The organism is Dysgonomonas sp. Shenzhen-Wh21, assembly GCF_043392705.1.
Classification (GTDB): domain Bacteria; phylum Bacteroidota; class Bacteroidia; order Bacteroidales; family Dysgonomonadaceae; genus Dysgonomonas.
Map to the genome: position 1 here is coordinate 1 of NZ_JAIXHZ010000053.1, position 20,621 is coordinate 20,621.

The 20,621-nt window shown below is 37.5% G+C and carries 19 protein-coding genes and 1 pseudogene; 2 read left to right on the top strand and 18 right to left on the bottom strand.

Going from position 1 to position 20,621, the window contains the following annotated elements; genetic code table 11:
* Positions 1 to 81: 81 nt before the first annotated feature.
* From LDB17_RS03215 to LDB17_RS03240, 6 genes and pseudogenes are all read right to left on the bottom strand, one after another.
* Positions 82 to 681 (bottom strand): annotated as a pseudogene (locus LDB17_RS03215) (GTP-binding protein); the annotation flags it as partial.
* A gap of 96 nt (positions 682 to 777) precedes the next feature.
* Positions 778 to 1,563, bottom strand: a complete 786-nt coding sequence (gene lpxA, locus LDB17_RS03220) for an acyl-ACP--UDP-N-acetylglucosamine O-acyltransferase (RefSeq protein WP_252637286.1) — start codon at positions 1,561 to 1,563, stop codon at positions 778 to 780.
* 10 nt (positions 1,564 to 1,573) lie between these two features.
* Positions 1,574 to 2,959, bottom strand: coding sequence for a bifunctional UDP-3-O-[3-hydroxymyristoyl] N-acetylglucosamine deacetylase/3-hydroxyacyl-ACP dehydratase (locus tag LDB17_RS03225; RefSeq protein ID WP_252637285.1), 1,386 nt, complete (start codon positions 2,957 to 2,959; stop codon positions 1,574 to 1,576).
* A 14-nt stretch (positions 2,960 to 2,973) separates the two neighbouring features.
* Positions 2,974 to 4,014 (bottom strand): UDP-3-O-(3-hydroxymyristoyl)glucosamine N-acyltransferase, encoded by a 1,041-nt coding sequence (lpxD, locus tag LDB17_RS03230; RefSeq protein ID WP_252637301.1) that lies wholly within the window; start codon positions 4,012 to 4,014, stop codon positions 2,974 to 2,976.
* 123 nt (positions 4,015 to 4,137) lie between these two features.
* A complete protein-coding gene (locus LDB17_RS03235) occupies positions 4,138 to 4,608 on the bottom strand; it encodes a DUF4251 domain-containing protein (RefSeq protein WP_252637283.1) in 471 nt (156 codons plus the stop codon).
* Positions 4,609 to 4,703: 95 nt separating this feature from the next.
* The gene (locus LDB17_RS03240; protein WP_252637281.1) at positions 4,704 to 6,527 is read right to left on the bottom strand and encodes an LTA synthase family protein; all 1,824 of its coding nucleotides are present in this window, start codon (positions 6,525 to 6,527) and stop codon (positions 4,704 to 4,706) included.
* A gap of 133 nt (positions 6,528 to 6,660) precedes the next feature.
* Here LDB17_RS03240 and LDB17_RS03245 point away from each other — a divergent pair, with 133 nt between their 5' ends.
* Together LDB17_RS03245 and LDB17_RS03250 are read left to right on the top strand one after the other, a co-directional pair.
* Positions 6,661 to 7,293: a biopolymer transporter ExbD gene (locus tag LDB17_RS03245; RefSeq protein WP_252637279.1), complete on the top strand. Its 633-nt coding sequence runs from the start codon at positions 6,661 to 6,663 to the stop codon at positions 7,291 to 7,293.
* 223 nt (positions 7,294 to 7,516) lie between these two features.
* On the top strand, positions 7,517 to 8,332 hold the full coding sequence (locus LDB17_RS03250) for a hypothetical protein (protein WP_252637277.1): 816 nt from the start codon (positions 7,517 to 7,519) through the stop codon (positions 8,330 to 8,332).
* Between the two features lies 1 nt (position 8,333).
* Here the strand turns inward: LDB17_RS03250 and LDB17_RS03255 are convergent, their stop codons facing one another.
* From LDB17_RS03255 to nuoL, 12 genes are all read right to left on the bottom strand, one after another.
* Positions 8,334 to 9,824 (bottom strand): glycosyltransferase family 39 protein, encoded by a 1,491-nt coding sequence (locus LDB17_RS03255; RefSeq protein WP_252637275.1) that lies wholly within the window; start codon positions 9,822 to 9,824, stop codon positions 8,334 to 8,336.
* Between the two features lie 7 nt (positions 9,825 to 9,831).
* Positions 9,832 to 10,395: a hypothetical protein gene (locus LDB17_RS03260; RefSeq protein ID WP_252637274.1), complete on the bottom strand. Its 564-nt coding sequence runs from the start codon at positions 10,393 to 10,395 to the stop codon at positions 9,832 to 9,834.
* Positions 10,396 to 10,522: 127 nt separating this feature from the next.
* Positions 10,523 to 10,987, bottom strand: coding sequence for a single-stranded DNA-binding protein (locus tag LDB17_RS03265; protein WP_252637272.1), 465 nt, complete (start codon positions 10,985 to 10,987; stop codon positions 10,523 to 10,525).
* A gap of 62 nt (positions 10,988 to 11,049) precedes the next feature.
* A complete protein-coding gene (locus LDB17_RS03270; protein WP_252637271.1) occupies positions 11,050 to 11,568 on the bottom strand; it encodes a mechanosensitive ion channel domain-containing protein in 519 nt (172 codons plus the stop codon).
* Between the two features lie 103 nt (positions 11,569 to 11,671).
* Positions 11,672 to 12,493: a hypothetical protein gene (locus LDB17_RS03275; protein ID WP_252637270.1), complete on the bottom strand. Its 822-nt coding sequence runs from the start codon at positions 12,491 to 12,493 to the stop codon at positions 11,672 to 11,674.
* A gap of 25 nt (positions 12,494 to 12,518) precedes the next feature.
* On the bottom strand, positions 12,519 to 13,781 hold the full coding sequence (locus tag LDB17_RS03280) for a hypothetical protein (RefSeq protein ID WP_252637269.1): 1,263 nt from the start codon (positions 13,779 to 13,781) through the stop codon (positions 12,519 to 12,521).
* Positions 13,782 to 13,783: 2 nt separating this feature from the next.
* Complete coding sequence (locus LDB17_RS03285) at positions 13,784 to 14,332, bottom strand: RNA polymerase sigma factor (protein ID WP_006841397.1); 549 nt, start codon at positions 14,330 to 14,332, stop codon at positions 13,784 to 13,786.
* A gap of 118 nt (positions 14,333 to 14,450) precedes the next feature.
* Entirely contained in the window at positions 14,451 to 14,870 is a 420-nt protein-coding gene (locus LDB17_RS03290; RefSeq protein ID WP_135106850.1) for a biopolymer transporter ExbD, read from the bottom strand.
* 31 nt (positions 14,871 to 14,901) lie between these two features.
* Positions 14,902 to 15,609: a MotA/TolQ/ExbB proton channel family protein gene (locus LDB17_RS03295; RefSeq protein ID WP_252637267.1), complete on the bottom strand. Its 708-nt coding sequence runs from the start codon at positions 15,607 to 15,609 to the stop codon at positions 14,902 to 14,904.
* An 89-nt stretch (positions 15,610 to 15,698) separates the two neighbouring features.
* Complete coding sequence (locus LDB17_RS03300; RefSeq protein WP_252637265.1) at positions 15,699 to 17,123, bottom strand: NADH-quinone oxidoreductase subunit N; 1,425 nt, start codon at positions 17,121 to 17,123, stop codon at positions 15,699 to 15,701.
* 41 nt (positions 17,124 to 17,164) lie between these two features.
* Positions 17,165 to 18,643 (bottom strand): NuoM family protein, encoded by a 1,479-nt coding sequence (locus LDB17_RS03305; protein WP_252637263.1) that lies wholly within the window; start codon positions 18,641 to 18,643, stop codon positions 17,165 to 17,167.
* A 23-nt stretch (positions 18,644 to 18,666) separates the two neighbouring features.
* Positions 18,667 to 20,604 carry an NADH-quinone oxidoreductase subunit L gene (gene nuoL, locus LDB17_RS03310; protein WP_252637262.1) on the bottom strand — a complete coding sequence of 646 codons (1,938 nt, stop codon included), beginning with the start codon at positions 20,602 to 20,604 and terminating at the stop codon, positions 18,667 to 18,669.
* Between the last annotated feature and the right edge of the window lie 17 nt (positions 20,605 to 20,621).

Consider the following 20,621-nt stretch of genomic DNA (forward strand, 5'->3'; position numbering starts at 1 on the left):
GCTGGACGCTATTGTAAAATATATTCCGGCTCCTGAATATTTGGAAGGAACACCGCAAATGTTGATTACATCATTAGACTATTCTAAATATTCAGGAGCCGGAATATATTTTACAATAGCGTCCAGCAATGGAGTTATATCTTCTGTTGGTTTGCTCCAATCATCCGACATCCACGCTTGTTTCGCAGATCCATAGATGGTAGGGAAGTCCAGCTGTTCCTCGGATGCGTCGAGGCTGAACATCAAGTCGAAAACCATCTCGTGCACTTCATCAGGACGACAGTTGGGCTTATCCACTTTATTAATAACCACAATTGGCTTCAACCCCATCTGTATAGCTTTTTGCAATACAAAACGGGTTTGAGGCATCGGGCCTTCAAATGCATCGACCAACAGCAAACAACCATCAGCCATATTCAATACACGTTCAACCTCGCCACCAAAGTCGGCGTGTCCGGGTGTATCTATTATATTGATTTTAGTTCCTTTATAATTAATCGAAACATTTTTAGAAAGGATAGTAATTCCTCGCTCACGTTCCAAATCATTATTGTCTAGTATTAATTCGCCTGAAGATTGATTTTCTCTGAACAATTGTCCGGCAAGAAGCATCTTATCAACAAGAGTAGTCTTACCATGATCGACGTGTGCGATAATCGCAATATTTCTAATATTTTGCATATATATAAATTGAGGGTGCAAAGGTACAATATTTTTATAAAAAAATAATCCATTTAGAACATCTAAATGGATTACAATTTATTCTTTTTACAATACTTACCCCAAATAACCCCTGACAATGCCTCGTGGCGAACCTTTAACAAAATCAACAATCAGTCTCATCTCAGGTGTTTCTTCAAATTCACTCTCAATCTTATTGATTGCATCAGAAAAATTGAATCCCGACTGATAGATTACACGGTATATTTCTTGTATTTCATTTATCTTTTCATTGCTATAAGCATGTCTGCGTAATCCTACAAGATTTACTCCGGAAAAGCAAACCGGTTCGCGTCCTGCAATAATATACGGAGGAATATCTTTCCCTAAACGGGTTCCACCCTGTATCATGGCATGTGCCCCGATACGAGTAAATTGATGTACAAGTGTTCCGCCACTCAATATTGCATGATGCTCTACCTCTACTTCTCCTGCCAACTGAGTAGCATTACCTAGTATGATATTGTCATTCAGCACACAGTCATGTGCAACATGGCTATATGCCATCAGCAAGCAGTTATTACCTACTTTAGTATATCCTTTCGAAGCTGTACCTCTATTTATGGTAACACACTCTCTTATTGTAGTATTATCTCCTACTATTGCAAGGCTTTCCTCTCCTCTGAATTTCAAATCCTGAGGTATTCCGCCTACTACAGCTCCCGGAAATATGCGGCAGTTACTTCCTACTCGGGCTCCGTTTCTTATATTAGCACCCGACATAACGATAGTGCCATCGCCAACTTCTGTATTTTTGTCAATAAAGGCAAAAGGTTCAATTGTTACATTTTCACCCACTTTAGCTTCCGGGTGTACATAAGCCTGATTCGATATGTTTGACATAATACTTTAATTATTTATTTTTTACAATTTGCGCGGTAAACTCAGCTTCAGAAACCAACCTGTCACCAATAAAAGTAAACCCTTTCATGTTGGCAATTCCACGGCGAATCTCAGACATCATATTCAGTCTGAAAATCAGCGTATCTCCCGGCACTACTTTACTTCTGAATTTTACATTATCTATTTTCAGAAAGTAGGTAGAGTATCTTTCCGGCTCATCAATCTGAGAAAGAACCAACAATCCTCCTACCTGTGCCATTGCTTCTACCTGCAATACTCCGGGCATAACCGGTTCTTGAGGAAAGTGGCCTTGAAAGTAAGGTTCGTTTGTTGTAATATTTTTTATACCTACAATATGTTTTTGCCCTACCTCAATCACTTTATCCACCATCAAAAACGGATACCTGTGAGGCAATAGCTCTTTAATTCTGTTTATATCAAACACTGCAGGCTTATTAGGCTCATATACAGGTGGCTGGACTTCATTCAATTTAATCTGTTTGCGAACTAAACGCGCCAACTTATTATTGATCTTATGTCCCGGACGGGTAGCAATAATTCTGCCTCTGATAGGTTTTCCTATCAAGGCCATATCTCCTATTATATCCAATAGTTTGTGGCGAGCGGGCTCATTCGGATACATTATTTGCTTGTTATTCAAATAACCAAGCTCTGTAGCATCTTTATATGGTACACCAAGCAAATCAGCTAAACTATCAAGATCTTGCTGAGATATTTGGCGTTCATAAATAACGATTGCATTATCAAGGTCTCCACCTTTTATCAATCCGGCTTCAAGCAGCTTTTGTATTTCACGCACAAAAACAAAAGTTCTTGCGTTGGCTATTTCTTTAGGAAAATCAGCAAGATTTTCGAGAGTAGCCGATTGGTTCGGAATATATTTAGATTCGAATTCAATAAACGAGTTGATACAAAAACGATCGTCAGGCAATAGAGTCAGTTTAGAGCCGGTTTCCTCGTCCACCACTTCCATCTTGTTGCGAACAACAAAATAGTCTCTTTCCTCTGTTTGCTCTTCGGTTCCCACTCCGAATATTCCCTGTACATATTGTATCGAACTCCCATCCAATATCGGAAACTCAGGAGCATTCACTTCAATAAGACAGTTATCTATCTTAAGAGCATACAAAGCAGCCATAGCATGCTCTATAGTACTCACCTGCACATTATCCTTTATAAGAACAGTACCACGCTGCGTATTTCCTACATTTTCGGCAACTGCATCAATTATAGGTTGACCTTCCAGGTCTACTCTTTTTATTTTATATCCGTGATTGTCCGGGGCAGGATTAAATGTTATGTTTATAGGTAATCCTGTATGCAGCCCTTTTCCTTGCAATGTAAAACTGCCTTTCAGAGTGTGCTGTTTGCTCATTTTTTTAAAATATATTATTCATGTTTATTTGCTTTCAATGCATCAATCTCCTTTTGTAACTGGGCTAACTGCCTGTACATTTCAGGTAATTTAGGAAATATGATACTTGATCTGAAGAAATCTTTCACTGGTACTGCCGGGGACCCAAGTATTTTTGCTTCGGGTGCAATATTGCTTATTATACCAGACTGAGCACCTATATTCGCATTATCACCAATGGTAATATGTCCGCCCAATCCTACCTGTCCACCAAACATACAGTGTTTGCCGACTTTAGTAGAGCCGGATATGCCGACCTGAGCCGCCATTACTGTATTATCTCCGACTTCAACATTATGTGCAATCTGAATCAAGTTGTCTAACTTAACCCCTTTATGTATAACAGTCGCATCCATCACGGCGCGATCGATAGTTGTATTTGCTCCTATTTCCACATCATCCTCAATGCGTACAATACCCATCTGAGGAATCTTTTTATATATCTCACCTTCGGGTGCAAAACCAAAGCCATCGCTTCCGATAACCGCACCACTGTGTATGATACAATTATTACCGATAATACATCCTTGATATATTTTCACTCCGGGATAGATGATTGTATTATCCCCGATTGTAACATTGTCTCCAATATAAGATTGTGGATATATCTTCGAATTATTGCCCACTACTGCACCTTCTGCAATATATGAGAATGCTCCCACATATACATTTTCGCCGAGCTTAGCAGTATCTGCAACAAAAGACATTGCTTCTATTCCTTTCTTCTGAGGTTTCATTTTCTCTACCATATCCAATAATATGGCAAGAGCTGCATAGGCATTAAAACAACGCACCAGCGTTGCCTTTATCGGACGTTCTGCTACAAAATCATTATTCACCAATACGATACTGGCGTCTGTTGTATATATGTAATGGGTATATTTGGGATTTGCTAAAAATGTCAATGTCCCGGGTTTACCGTCTTCTATACGTGAAAAATTATTCACTTCAACTGAAGAATCCCCTTCAATAGTTCCATTTAAGACTGTAGCAATCTGCTTTGCAGTGAAGGATATTTGCATAAAAATAGACTAAAAAATATTTGGCACCCCTTATTAAGGGTGCGAAATAACTAATAATTTTCCAAATATATTACTTTTATGCTAAAAAAACGGCTGATCAAAGCGAAATATTATTAATTATTCTATCTTTCCGTAAAAAGAGATTGGTTGTCTATTATTTTCATTCACTACTAAGGTAGCATATCCGGAGTCTCCGATAGAGAGGCTGAGAGCGTATTTGCGTGGAGTATCTTTTGTAGTTATAGAAACATCCCACATCCCTTTTTTATTCTTTGTAACAGAATAGTCAAAATCTTTACTTGCAAATTTTATTCCTCCATCCGTTGGTGAAATTGGCGCAGTGTATGCTCTGCCAAAATATGGCAGATAAGAATCTATAGTATCCTTAGATACTTTAAGAGAGTACGAGTAATTCAAACTTATTGATTTCCCACTCATCGGCAAAGCCGTTTGAGGGACAAAAGTATAGTTTGTAGATTCTATTTTTTCTGTCAGCTTAGTAATGGCTTGCTGCTTTGTCAGGCTGTCTCCCGCTTTACAACTAAATCCTAGAATAACGATAGCGGTCAGTACAAGTATTGTTCTCATGTTAAAGCCCTCCATTTTATTTTATAATAAATAACGCTTGGATATAAAATATTGTTTAAACATTTCAGTATAAACAAACTAAAAAACAAGAACTCTTATCTATTACCCAAATCAAGATACATCATCTGAAAAAATGATTTGGCTTTTTTCTCCAAATCAGTCACATCGCCTTTATGATGAATAATGCTTTGCTTATCATTATCGTAAGTTACCATTCCCGTAGAGTCTGTCATGCTAAAGCCATTGACATAAGAATAGAATGCAAATTTATTACCTTCGGGACTTAGGATATTTTTACTGAACTTAAAGTCATCATGTTTTAAGTTTAACTGAGACAGCAAAGTTGTAGCTATATCATTTTGCGAAGCATAAGATGAAACTGTTACCGGCTGTTTTATAGCGCCTCCTATCCATATAAGAGGAATACGAAAACGCTCCGGATCGCTATTGCTCAAGCCTTTGGGATACGACTGCATTGCATGATCGGCAACGAAGAGAATCAAGGTGTTATCCCACTGTTTTGTTTTCTTCAATTGTTCTACGAAATTGCCCAGACACTCATCAGTATAATGTACTGCATCAAGAAACGGTTCTTTGAATCCAGCTCGGGGCACATCGAATGGCTCATGGCTACTAAGGGTAAGCACAACTTTGACGTAAGGTTCACTTTGCTCTTTTGAGAGTAGATCTTCGTGCAGCCTGTTTATCAAAAACTTATCAGGAACTCCCCATTTGGTAAGGCGCTCGCTCAAAGGAAATTTTTTATCAGAGACAATGTCTTTTATTCCGCATGCTCCTACAAAATAAGAGCGCATATTAGCGAAATCAGCATCACCACCATAATAAAAAGAGAGATTATTATAGCCTGCATCTTTCAATGCTTTGGGGATAGTAGCTAACGTTCCTGTCTTTTGCGGATATTTCATTATAGCCACAGTAGGGTGTGCAGGATAACCGCTCAGAATAGAAACAAGTCCCCGATCGGTGCGAAAGCTGTTTGCATAGAAGTTTTTGAAGAACACGCCTTCCTTCGCATAGCGACTCATATTAGGAGCCACAACAGAATCTAAAGCCACATTTGCAGAAAAACTCTCGAGAATAAACAATATGATATTAGGTCTATCTGTTTTCAATAGTCTAGGAACACTATCACTTTTAGGCTGAAAATTTAGTTGAGCAAACACCTTTTCAGCCTCTTTTTTATCATAAAATTGATATTGCGAAGCAAAATTATCAGATTTAAAGAATGACGCCATCAGGTTGAATTCGGGGTTGATAGCCGCATGATTAAAGAACATATTGTCGCTATAATATACCTGACCAATATTCATAGTAGATACAGTAACCCCACCCCTGATAGGAAGAAAGAGTGCCGCCAGCAGAACGACGAGCATAATACAAGATTTAGCGATACTCTTTGGAACCGTAAAATTAAGGACTTGCTTTCTTATAATATACATATATCCTAGGTAAGATACTACAAAATATATAGCCATACCCAGTATGCCAAATACGAAGTCGAGAACAGAGGCACTTGCAAAAGTTTCTTTTGGCTTTTTCAGATAAAGAAAAACCGTAGAGTCGAAGTGAAATCCCCAATATGGATATACAACAAGGTCGACAACCGTTATTATTACTATCAACAACAATATAATCCCAAAGTAAATATTGTATACTCGTGCTATGATTTGAGGTTTGATCCAAATAGACGCAATAAGGATAAGTGCAGGAAGTACTGTGAGGTATCCGCTCATCGACAAATCGAGAGGCAAACCATTATACAGTATATCAAGCATATCTTTTGCCGAAACACCCCCTCCCAAAGAGGCATGTATAAAAGTAAACAGAATTTTGCCGATAAGGAACAGAAGAACGAAATAGAAAAATACAGTCAAATATAGGATTATTCTTTGCTTCATTTGGATCTAAAAGATTAGATGAGGCACAAAGATAATTTATCTAAAAAAAAAGTCATAGTAATTTATGGAAATTCAACATCTGTTATCTCTATTAAGTAAAAATAGATGTTTAACCTCTTAAAGAATAAATATTATGGCTAACATAGATACTACAGGTAAGAGCGAAACTAAAAAAGGCAGACCTGAACGCAAGATATTAAGAGTAGACTTTACTCCGATGGTAGACATGAATCTTTTACTGATTACATTCTTCATGTTTTGCACAACATTAAGCATTCCTCAAATAATGGATGTAGCTATGCCAACAGATAAGGGAGAACAACCTGTGCCCGACTCAAAATCTGTAACAGTGATTTTGGGAGAGAATGATAAGGTTTACTATTATGAAGGCTTAGCAAATTATGAAGATTATACATCATTGAAAGAAACAAACACTCTTGGTTTACGCAATATGTTGCTAACCCGAAACAACGCAAACATGTCTAAGATAAAAGAGTTGAGACAAAAACGTTATAAAAAACAAATCACTGAAAAGGAATTTAAAGAAATGTCTAGCAATGTAAAAAAATCAAAGGATGGGCTTATTGTTTTGATAAAGCCAACAGAAAAATCCAATTATAAAAATCTGGTAGACGCTCTCGATGAAATGCAAATATGCGGAGTTGGGAAATACACAATTGTAGATCTTGAAGATGGCGATAAAGTACTGATGGAAAACCTGAAAACAAAGGGTAAATTAACCGCCATGGCCGACAGACCTGAATAATTCTTCCTTACACATATATATATAATATCAGTATGGGGTTGCAGTAAATAGCTGCAACCTCTTTTTTCAGAAAAAGCAGATGTTAGAAAAGGAAAAAAGTACCTGCTAATATTTTTTCAAACATATTGCTTGTGTTAATATCTTTTGTACCTTTATCTCAAAGAGAGCAGCCATTCTCTAATAACCTTTTGATACCAATAATGAATACAAAAAATAGACTTAGATGAAATATTTGTTTTTTACATTATCTACAATTTTAATCTTCACATCATGTAGTTCTACATTTTTCTACTCTACCCTAAACACACCTAACGAGTACGTAGAAAAAGTAGATAATGGAGATTTTCTTTTAGAAACGGATAGTCTGTGGATTGCTTATTGTTTTAAGGGACAGGATGGTCCGGTACAAATCACGGTATTCAATAAATCTGACAAGCCACTATATGTAGACTGGGGCAAATCTGCACTTATCATAGATAATGTAGCGACAACGTATTCGGGAGAAGAAATTAATTACTCTGGAGATTGGGATAGTGTTGCTAACAATAGCTCATCTTCATGGGGCAGCTTTAGTGGGGCAGCATCGCTCCCAAAGAGTGTAAGTTTTATTCCTCCACAAACTATGGTAAGTGAAATACCTTTAATCTTAAGCCCCAAATTTGATCATATAAATAAGAAAAGTTATAAGAATGCAACAATGGGAGGGCAAGGAGACGTCGCTTTAAAAATCAGAAGACGAGACTTTGATCAAACCGATACTCCATTGGCTTTTAAAAGTTATTTGACCATTTATTCTCAACCCGATAAACCGATGGTTTTTGAGCAAGACTTCTATTTATCGAGCCTGATAAGAACAGAAGCAAAACCTTCTGAGATGTTTAATCAATTACTAGATCGTGGGGATCTATTCTATGTAGAAAAACCCGCCAATAATGATGCCTTATATACAACATTAGGCATTATAGGTGGAGCCGGACTAATAGTGGTTGGTGTCATATATGGCGAACCAGAGAAAACCACCTACTATGATGACTATTAATCTATCTCAGTTTTAGCTTATAAAGATAAGAATCAAGAGCGTTTATGCTATCTGAAAAAATATAGCGTTTTGATAGCTGATGTTGATATTTCCTAAAGTCTGCACTAATTTCTTTAGGCTCATGGTGCACCAATATAAAATCACAAAGAGGTATAGAATCTATTTTTTGAAATACAAAAGGGCTGAAATCATTATCAACAGCTCTATTCAAGATATAAAAATGATTGTTGGGAACAATAATCTGCAAGCTTGGCATTACCGAGTAAGAAGAATCAGCGGCGAGAAGAATCGACTTTTCTCGATTGCTGGCAGTAAACTCACGTATTTTATGATATAAAGATTCTGTTTCGTTGTAATATTTCACCCCTGAATATACCCGAATGCCTCCTACAAAAATCAATAATACAAAAAATACATTCGTCAACCGTCTGTAAATCGGATACTCGTATGCCTTGTCAAAAACAAATGCCATACTTAAAACGAAAAGGCCGAAAGAACATGTCATATAACGGCTCGCCAATATTGGCACATATAATATTGAAATCAGAGCCGCTATTAAAATAGGAAGAAGGAATACCAAAAAAGAAATGATCGCCAGATAAGTCTTTTCATCTCTGTTTTTAATCCCCGAGCATAACACCTTAAGTGTTATTAGCAGTTGGATACCCATCACAATAATGAGTCCTATCATCATCTGTATTTTAGAAAAATCGGTAAATGGCCTCCAAACCTCTTTAGGAGAATAAAAATAATAGATGTTTAAGAACAGATCGTTTAATGTCAGCGGTTTTATCCAATACTCGTTAGCTACATCCGAAAACTGCCATATCAGTTGTAAAAGCCAAGGAGCATACAAAGCAGAGAATATTATTCCACAGTAAATCAAACGCCTCCACTCCTTCTTTTTCTGTACTAAAAATACAAGTAGGAAAATATAAATGCCCACAACACTCAGCAGTCCATAGTTATGCAAATAGGCAGCACAAAGTCCGGTTATTAGAAACACCCCCCAATTGCGGAAACACCCCTCCAAGTATACTTTATAGCCACAAATAGCACAAGCCAATACAAAAAACATAGACCATGAGTACATCCGTATATCTATTACCAAATATTGCGTAACGGGAAACATGATGAGAAGGGAGATAAATACAAGTGTCACTCTCTCTCCAAAGTGCTTTCTTATAAGAAAGTACCCTAGCAAGAATGTAGCAAATATGCCCAACGCGGAAAAGAGCCTTAATGAAAAGATTGTGTCTCCGAAGATCGCATTGAATGCTTTGAGTCCCCAATAGTAGAGGGGTGGATGAACATCTTTTGCGGTAATCTTTACGATATCGGAGTATGACGATTTCACCATAAATATGGAGTATGCATTATCATAAGGTATAGTCAAGTCGGCGAAGTCGAGGTAAGTAAACAGGCTAATACCTATCGCAAAAAGCAAGATATAAACAGAAGAAACTTTCCGGTTTTTATTTCTAAATTTCATTACCGTACTACCATTGCAGCGACTCCATCATGCGAACAATATCGTCACGCAAAAAAGCAACGACAGGGGCGATTGAGTCTGATTTTACAGCATCGTCAAAATATAGCGCACCTCTCATAAATTTTGAAGAGTTATTGGTCACATAAAATTGGACAGGAGATGCAACAGAGCCTTTTATATCATATATCAAGCCTGATAAATGTTTTAGCGAATCAGAAAATAGAGTTTGTGATATGCTCTCCGCTTTTACCGCATGGCTATATGCCAATTGATGACTATCGTCAAGCATCTTAGGTAATTCTTTATTATTAGTAGGAATATAGGTACAATAAATTTTTGCTTTGTATGTCGGATAATAAATATTGAACCAAACCTCATTTTTAACTTCGGGATTCAAGTATTCTATTTTTGCGAGTGAGGAGTATAGAAAAGAGAAGTCGGAAGCTTGTAACCTAACAGTGTCAGCCGCCACCTTTTCTATACGAGCATATCCAATAGGCTTAGGAGTATATTCGCTACAGGAACTTAAAGTAAATGTAAAAACAAAAAAAAGAATACTTAATATTTTCATCGTAACAATACAAAGAACAGATTAATCAAACAGTGGCTACTATTTTACTTAATCTGTTCAGTTTTATATTTTATTCTATACACTTCCTCTAAGGAAGCATTACACATATCTTTCAGTATCTACTAAATCAAAATGGCAGGTCATCCTCCTCTGCCATCATTGGAGGGGTTTGATACCCTGTATTCTCTGTCGGTGTGTTATCCGAACCATACCCCGTAGATGAACCATAGCCGGCAGGAGAGTCTCCTCCTTCACGTTTACGACTTCCCAATAGTTCAAGATTGTCTGCATATATCTCATTAACGTAACGCTTCACTCCATTGGCATCATCGTAAGTACGCGAACGAATTTTCCCTTCAACATATACCTGAGTCCCTTTTCTCACAAATTGCTCTGCGACTTTAGCCAAGCCACGCCAGCAGACAATATTATGCCACTCTGTACGGTCAGGTATCTGAGTTCCGTTTGCAGCAGTGTAGCCTCTTTCGGTAGTAGCCAACGTAAAGTTAGCAACAACGCTTCCGTTATCAAAATATTTTACATCGGGGTCTTTCCCTACATTTCCTACCAGTATTACTTTATTTATCGACATATCTTGAAATATTTTTTAACTATAGATACACAAATATAGAAAAAAAATCGCTTGTTGTTATTTCATTGTTCTTCTTTCGGTTTACCAACCGATACTATTTTTTGAAGAAATAAAGAATTAGGTATTATAATCTGTTCTCCATCCATTGTTCTGAGGTATGTATGAAAAGTAAGTACATTTTCTATTATAGCCTCTATCGGGGTATCCTTATCAAGAATATGTATTTTGTCACCTATTCTGAACGGCATCGAAAAGAAAATTATAATGCCAGCCGTAATATTGCTAAGGATAGACCATTGCGCAAACAAAGCAACCCCAATAACAGCAAATATAGAAGAAACTGCAACCAACATATTCTGAGGTTGTACTCCCCATATAATTGCAAGCGCAACAACACAAACAAAATTAATCAGTATATTGATTACCTGTATTATTTGAAATATTCGGGCTTCAGCCTTTAAGGTTAGTTGTCCATATTTTATTATTATCTTTCTTGATACATATTTAGATAGTGGCGTTAGTAATATAATAAAAACTGACGCTATAATCTGAGGTAAATACTCTTCTACAACTTCAATCATTCCTTATCGTCTTTTTTAATATTAATATAAAACTTATTTATAACAAAAAAGCACAACTTTTTGATTGTTGTGCCTTCTCATATATTTCATCATATACTATTTATCAGGATGCTGACTCAAAGTATAGGAGATATTTGGCAGATGAGTCGGTGTTCCAATTTCCATCTAATGTTTCTTTTACAACATCCTGCCCATTTTCTGTAACGGTCTTGTTATAACGGAATTTTATAGGGATAGCAACGCTTTTTTCATTATTGAAGCTGAATTTTCCACTCTGATATTGGAAATACGATCTTAATTGCGTCATTTTCGCTACATATAATACAGCTCTACTACCTAGAGCTCCATTACCTTCAAGTCTTTTTCCAAATCTAACATCGATAATTATCTTATTATTTCCTATTTCTTGAACTACACCATTGACTTCTTCTTTTTGATTAGAAGGGTCATAATAAAAATACATATCTGCAACAGTTCCTTCCTTCAATTGTGCCTGAGCTCCAAAAACCCATCCGTCTCCAAAAAAATCTTTTATCGGATAAGGAAATGGAGATGCGAATGTCGTTGGGTTAAAGTCATCTACTCTATCCGGAGCTTTAACGGCTACACTGGTTTGTTCTATTCTAACCAAAGGTTGGCCATAATCGGTTCCTTGATAAACTCCATTACCCAATGATTGAGAAGTATTTATAGAATAACCCATCGTATAGTACTGTCCTTCGATAGTATTCGAGGCATTTACCTGATCCGTAACGATCCATGTTCTGTAACTTGCTACAGCGGCTACTTTCATGCTGTTCTTGGTGGTTACAAAAACATAGTCATTGTTAATATTTATCTTATTATCGCTGTCTCCAAGGCAAGAAGAAAATAAAAGCCCTACAGCAAATACCCCACAGATCAATTTTAGTATTGATGTTTTCATGTTTTAAATTAATTATTCGTAAATATTAAAAATCGAACTTAACACCCAGATTAAAATCCAATTGAATTTTTCGATCTGAGTATATTGTGGAGTACTTATTTCCGGCATCAAAATAATAAGCACCTCCAATCGTTCCGTAAAGATACAATTTTTTATAAATAGGATATGCACCTCCTATCCCTACATTTGCAGAAAATTGAGGATTAGCCTGTTTTATTGATTCTTTTATATAGTATGGCTCTGAATAATACAGATCTCGAGGGAGCCCCATAACAATAAGGGTAGATTCTGTATACGCTATCTTACTTTCATACTGCCCCTTAATATCTTTTTGCACCATCCCTCCGGCAGATAAATAAAATTTAGCCTTACCCAATTCATAGAATTTATAATTCAACGTTAATGGTACCCCCAAATAATGGAAGTATTGATTCTCTCGAATATTAAAGGCACTATTTGACGTTATCTTAGAAGAAAGATAAGTGTAGACAATACCTGTTTCTAAAGATAAATTAGGAGTAATGCTTTTAGAAACCTTCAATCCGAATGAAATCGGCAAACTATGTTGCAACTTAAATTCTTTATTTTCTTTAGCAAGGGCATCATTGAAAGATCTGCCTCTGGTAGGATAAGAGAATAATAAACGTCCACCACTTTGACTGATATCTTGCCCAAATAAAGCTGAATTAGTAGACAACCCTACAGAAAGACCTGGACCCGATTTCTTTTTCGGCAAGAGTTGCACCACCTTATGATCGTCACTACTGCGCAAAGATTTCTCTTTTACTTCTTCTTTCTTTTCCGGTTTAATCGATTCTTTATCCGGATCTTGTGAAGGAGTTGAAACCTGCACATCAACAACTGCGTTCTTCTCCTGCAGCTCGGCTCTTGCTATAATAGGTCTTATCGCAGGTCGTGGAGAAATCACGAATGTTGTATCATCAAGCTTGATTGTATCCTGAATAGCTTCTTCTATTGTAGCTACTTTTGGCTCTTCGGGTACAACCAAATTACTACCTTTCGGAATAAGTAATACACCGGTAACAACTGCCGCAGCAACACCTACTGTTATCAATGCAGTCTTTATTAGAGATACCTTAGAGGCTGTTGCAACAGAAGAACCCGAAGAAGAAGAGGTGGAGCTAGACGCAGAAGATGGGTCAGCAGGTGCTGCCTGCTGAGACAAAAGCTGATCTAACCCACCCCATAGGGATGCAGGCACTTCCGGCTCAAAGTCTTTCAACTTTGAGGAGAATAGATCCTTTATTTTGTCTTTATCTTCTATCATCTTTACACTCTCTCGTTTACATATTTTTTTACCCTATCCTGCAATATTTGCCTGGCCCTCACATACTGTGAGCGAGAAGTTCCTTCACTTATACCAAGCATATCAGCAATTTCTTTATGGGAATAATCTTCTATAGCATACAAATTAAAAACAGTAGAGTAACCTTTCGGCAATTCTTGTACCATTTTCAATAGTTCCGTTTCCGATATCCTGTACATCTGATCGTCTTCTGTTGATTCATCAACGACCTCCGGGAGATTTTGGATATCCTCAGAAGAATGAAATATCGACTTTTTCTTTCTTAAGTTTTCTAAAGCAAGGTTTATAAATACGCGTTTCATCCATCCTTCAAAAGAACCTCTTTCCTGATATGAACCGATATTTGAAAAAACTTTCATGAAGCCATCCTGTAAAAGATCCTGCGCAGCATCCTGATCCGAACTATAACGGAGACATATGCTATACATCTTACGAGCATAAGTTTCGTAGAGCATTTTTTGTGCGTCCCGCTTTTGTTCTTTACAGCCTGCTATCATTTGCAGTTCATTCATATTGGCTAAGCCTCACTTTAAAGATGCATTTTTTGTGGAAGTGTTGCATCTCTCAGTGATAAAAAAATTATATCACCTCTTTTTAAAACTTTATAATATAAAGATTATTGAGTATAAATCATTCAGGTTTTTGAGTGAATAGAACCATCTTCACCTGAAGTTTATTTCCTATATCTATAACATCTACAACATCCTGTAAGCTCAACGACTTATCGGCTTGTAGCAAAACGTTCATTTCTACATTTGGGTTATCAGCCTTCTCCTTTGCCAGGACAGCACCCAATGCAGACTCTAATTCACTTTTTTGTAGTTCTTTGTCATCAATGTAATATCGTAAATCTTTTGTTATGATTACGTTTATATTTTTCTTTGTCACTACCTTTTCCGAGGTTGCAGCATTGGGAAGTAGCACTCTGATAGCAGCCGGTGTCACCATCGTGGATATAATAAGAAAGAATAATAATAAAAAGAACATTATATCATTCAATGATGCAGTATATACCTCGGCTGTTCTTGTTTTTCTTCGTTCTATCTTCATTTCTGTTCAATGTCTTTACTCAAAACAAATATTATGCTACTATTGTTCCCTTCTTAGATGCACGTATAGCTTTAAGCACTTCGTTCGAGTCTTTGTCTATGTTTACAACTACTTTATCAATACGTCCATTGAGTATGTAGTAACCTGAATATGCAACAATACCTACTAACAAACCGGCTGCCGAACATATCATTTTTTGATACAATCCGGTAGAAATAGTATCGATAGCGAGATCATTTGTACGTGCAATATCATAAAATATCTTTATAACTCCAAATATTGTTCCTAAAAATCCAAGCATAGGTGCAATAGAAGCGGTAATTCCCAACCAGTTCATTTGGTTTTCAAGGATATTTACCTGTTGGCGTGCTTCAACCTCCATCGCCTCTTCTATTTCTTTTTCGCTGAATTCAAATTCTTTCAATCCGGCTGCAATAACTTTCGCCGAAGCATAAGGACGTTCTATACAGAATTTTAAGGCCTTATCTATCTTACCCTCATTCACCAACTCGATAACGCGAGACAGCCAAATAGAGTCTTTCTTTCCCAGACGACTTATTACAAGCCATTTGTTTATTATAACATAAATGGAGAGTAACGACAGAAGAAATATAGGTAGAAGTACCCACCCACCTTTCAGGACAAGACTAAAATAAGTTTCTTCAGGTGCAGTCTGTGCAGCTTGATCTGCCATTTCGATCACTGGGTTTGCTGCTTGTAGTAAAATGAATAAATTCATATATATTGATTCCTTATTATTACATAAAATTCGACAGAAGTCCCAAAGATAAGGCCTTCTGTCGAATTATTTTTATTCTTTAATATTCTTTAATATATACCAAAGCTAACGTGTGCTATATTCTCATAGAAGTAACTTACTACACCTACGGCAAAAATACCGATCATTGATATTACTAAAGAAGCTTTCATATACTTATCTGTATCTAGCGATTCGATAGGAGAATCTGCCTTCTTTATAAACATTGCCTTCACTACCAACAAATAATAGAAGAGTGATATAACAGTGTTGAGGAACGCTAAGAAAACCAACAAAGTGTGTCCTTGTTCCATAGCTGCCATAAAGACAAACAGCTTACTGAAAAACCCTGCGGCAAATGGAATTCCTCCAAGAGAGAACATGGCGATCATCATAGCCAACGCTAATTTCGGATTTGAATAATACAACCCGTTATAGTCATCCATATTCACTTTACCTGTTTTATCTTCCACTGCTGAGATAACGCCAAAGGCTGCAAGATTGGAAAAGATATAAACAAAGACATAAAATATAGTTGCTGCCATACCTGCCGATGTTCCGGTAAATACACTCAGCATAATATATCCTGCCTGCGAAATAGATGAGAAGGCAAGGAAGCGTTTCATATTTTTCTGACGAAGAGCAAATAAGTTACCAACAGTAATGGTAACAAGGATTACAATCCAGATTATATTTTGCCATACATCTTGCAATGCCGGGAATACCTTAAACAAGATAGTCATAAGAGCAAACACAGCCGCGCCTTTCGATATGGTAGATAAATACAAAGTCACATTAGTAGGTGCTCCCTGATATGTGTCCGGTGCCCAAAGATGGAAAGGAACCAAAGATATCTTGAAGAACAATCCACTCATAACAAACACCATTGCCATAACCACAAGTGGTGTAGAATAGATATTTGCAGCTATATCTGTATAATAAAGAGTTCCGCAAGCTCCGTATAAGAAAGACAATCCGAATGTCATGATTGCTGAAGAGAATATAGCATTAAAGATATATTTTGCTCCGGCTTCGGCCGATTCTTGTTTGTATTTATTAAAAGCAACTAAAGCTGCGATAGGCAGAGATGCTGTTTCGAGTCCGATGTAGAATAACAAGAAGTTTCCTGAAGATATCATCAAGTACATCCCAATCAGAGTAAGAGTTGTGAGCATAAAAAACTCTCCACGTTTCAGAATCGAATCAGGTTTCTTAAGCCATGAGTTTGCTTGCAAGAAAATAAGGAAGACGCCTATATTAAGAATATTCTTTATCGTAAGATAAGCAGGGCCTGTAACATACATTCCGGCAAAAGAGCTTCCATCGTCTTTGATAAAGAAACAAAAAACTGTATGTATAAGGAATATGCCACAAGCTACCGGAAAATAATATTTCTTAGCGTTGTCTGAAGCAAATAAATCATAACAAATGAGTAAGAGGAACGCCACAACAAGTGACAGCTCATGCTTCATCAACAAATAATTACTTAAGTCCATCTTTATATCTTAAAATTACAATGTTTACTATTTATCCTTACTTATTTTATATATGCCAAACTCGCACTGATAAGATCGGAAATCCAACTCGGAAACAATCCCATTCCGGCAACACAAACAATCAACCCTACTGTAGCAACTTTTTCATGCCATACTGCATCTGTCAGCTCCAAGTGGTGAGGATCTTGTACTGGTCCATATAAAATTTTTCCAACCACTTTCAATATATAAACTGCTGTCGCAACAATTGAAGAAACTGCAACAATCGTGAAAATACGATGGAAAAGATCGCTATGCTGGAATGAACCTACAAAGATTGTCATCTCTGCTACGAATCCACTCAATCCCGGAAGTCCCAAAGAAGCCATACCAGCAATAACATAACACACGCTAAGGAATGGCATAATTTTCATGAGCCCTCCCATCTGTCGAATATCACGTGTATGAGTACGACCATATATCATGCCTATCAGAGCAAAGAATAGGGCTGTCATCAATCCGTGTGAAAGCATCTGCATCACAGCACCTGTCATCGCAGTCTGATTCATCATCAATATTGCAAACAATACTAGTCCGCAGTGACTCACCGAAGAGTATGCATTGATGTATTTCAAGTCAGTTTGAGAAATAGCTCCCAGTGCTCCGTAGATAACACTGATACCTGTTAGTATAATAAATATCCATGAAAGCTCGTGAGCCGCTTCCGGCATCAGGCGCATTGCGATGCGGAAACATCCATATCCTCCTAGTTTCATCAATACTCCGGCATGAAGCATAGACACCGCTGTAGGCGCAGATGCGTGACCATCAGGAGACCATGTATGGAATGGGAAAAGAGCACCTAATACTCCAAATCCTAAGAATGTAAGTGGAAATATCCAATATTGAGCAGCTACAGGTATTGCATTGTTTGCAGCTACCTCAAGCATATTAAATGTATAATCTCCCGTTGCTGAAGAGTTGAAATATATACCGAATATACCAACTGCAAGGAAAGCAGAGCCTCCCATCAGCATCAGGGTAAGTTTCATTGCCGAATATTCTTTTCGTCCTGTTCCCCAAAGTCCGATAAGCAGATACATCGGAATCAAAGCAATCTCATAGAAGAAAAACATCGTGAACATATCCAATGAGATAAAAAACCCATATACCCCCACCGAAAGTAAGGTCAACCACATAAAGAAATCTTTAGGCAGCGGATTCATATTCCATGACGCAAATGTTCCGGTGAATATGATAACAGAGGTAAGCAAAAGCATCAACACCGAAATACCATCAACACCGATAGCGTAATGGATATTCAACGCCGCAAACCAAACCTTATCATAAGTAAACAACATTTCGGCTGTATTGCCGGCACTGCGTTCTGCATAGAACATAAAGAGTAAAGCAACTGCCAATACTATTTCAATGGCTGCACCGATTACCGCTACGGTACGGATTTGTTTAATGTTGCGGCATGGTATAAATGCTAACAACATCAAGACAGGTACAAGAACAAATAATGAAAGAATATTCATTGTTTTATATTTTAATCTATATCTTACTTACAAATAAAACATATCAGCCATCCGGCAAAACCCACAACCAAAATCAATGCTCCCAACAAGTATGCCAATGCATACTGCTGAATATAGCCCGATTGTAGTCCTTTGATAGAACGGGCAGCAGCCTGAGTCACGTTTGCCAAAGAGTCCATAAAGGCATCTACAACATTACGGTCAAACCATGCAATAGGCTTAGATATACGCTTGAATATAATGCTACGGGTTACAAACAACCACAGTTCATCGAAATAGAACTTATGCAAAGCCCATGTATACAACGTACTGATGCTTGTTGCAATTTTATCCGGTATTTCATTTTTCTTATAGTATAGTTTAAATGCTATACCCATTCCTATCAGTGAGATCACAACGCTTGTTATAGCCACCTGCATATTAATATGCGCATCGTATGGCATTCTGTCTGAAGTCACAAAATGGCTGAAAGGGACATACCCTGCTCCGAATGCAAAAATGGCTAGTATAATCAACGGGATAGCCATTGCAGGACCAGCCTCATGCGGTTCGTGATGATAGTGTTTCTTTTCGTAGAAGAATATACGAAGGAACAAGCGAGTCATATAGAATGCTGTAAGACCGGCAGCGAAAGATAGTATAAAGTATATAACCTTATTGTGTTCGTATGCCGCAGCTAATATTTCATCTTTACTATAAAATCCGGAGAAGAAAGGAATACCTGCTATCGCAAATAAAGCTACAGCAAAGGCAACACCTGTAATTGGTAATTTTTTCCACAATCCTCCCATGTCGTCCATCTCATTGCTATGAACTGCATGTATAATAGCACCCGCACACAAGAACAATAATGCTTTGAAGAATGCATGAGTAAACAAATGGAACATACCGGCCATATATCCTAAACCTTCGTGACCTCCATATTCGGAAACCCCAAGAGAGGTTAACATAAATGCGATTTGAGATATGGTAGAGAATGCCAATACACGCTTTATATCGGTCTGTGTACAAGCTACAATAGCTGCAAACAATGCGGTTATCGCACCTACATAACCAATAAAATGTAATATATCAGGTGCTCCGAACGCATACACAGGGAACAAACGTGCAACAAGGAATACTCCCGCTACAACCATCGTTGCGGCGTGGATCAACGCCGAAGCAGGTGTAGGACCTTCCATAGCATCCGGCAACCAGATGTGGAATGGCATCATCGCTGATTTTCCGGCTCCACCCATAAATATAAGTAGCATCGCCCACGATATAATCGACAAGCCTAAGAACGATGAACCTTGCATGGTAGCAATAAACGGTGCACCCTGAGCTGTTATATCTGTAAAATCAAACGAGCCTGAGAAATATGATAACAATAAAATTCCGATAAGGAAAAAGAAGTCGGCAAAACGAGTAACAATGAATGCCTTCTTCGAAGCTGCCACTGCAGACGGTTTGATATAATAGAAACTGATAAGCAAGAAGGACGATACCCCCACAAGCTCCCAGAAAATATACATCTGGAAAATATTGGTTGCAACAACCAGTCCCAACATGGCAAAACTAAACAGTGAAAGGAAGGCATAATAACGTTGAAAGCCTTTTTCTCCTTTCATATAACCTAAACTGTATACATGCACCATCAATGATACTGTAGTGATTACCACAAGCATCATTACCGAAATAGGATCGAGATAAACACCCAAATCAATATGCAGTTTATCGGTAAATGTAAGCCATCTTACCGCTGTATGAATCGCCTGATAGGCTCCGTCTACCTTACCCACAACAAAGAAATATTGATATGCCGTCAAGTAAGATAGTATTGTCATTACACTCAGAGAAGTTGTGCCCAGTATTCCGGCAACAACAGGTTTCATGTATTTTCCACCCAGTCCGAGTATAACAAACATAATAGCCGGCAAAGCAACTATCAGTATCGAATATGTAAAATCAAAATGTTCCATATCTTATTACTATTTCC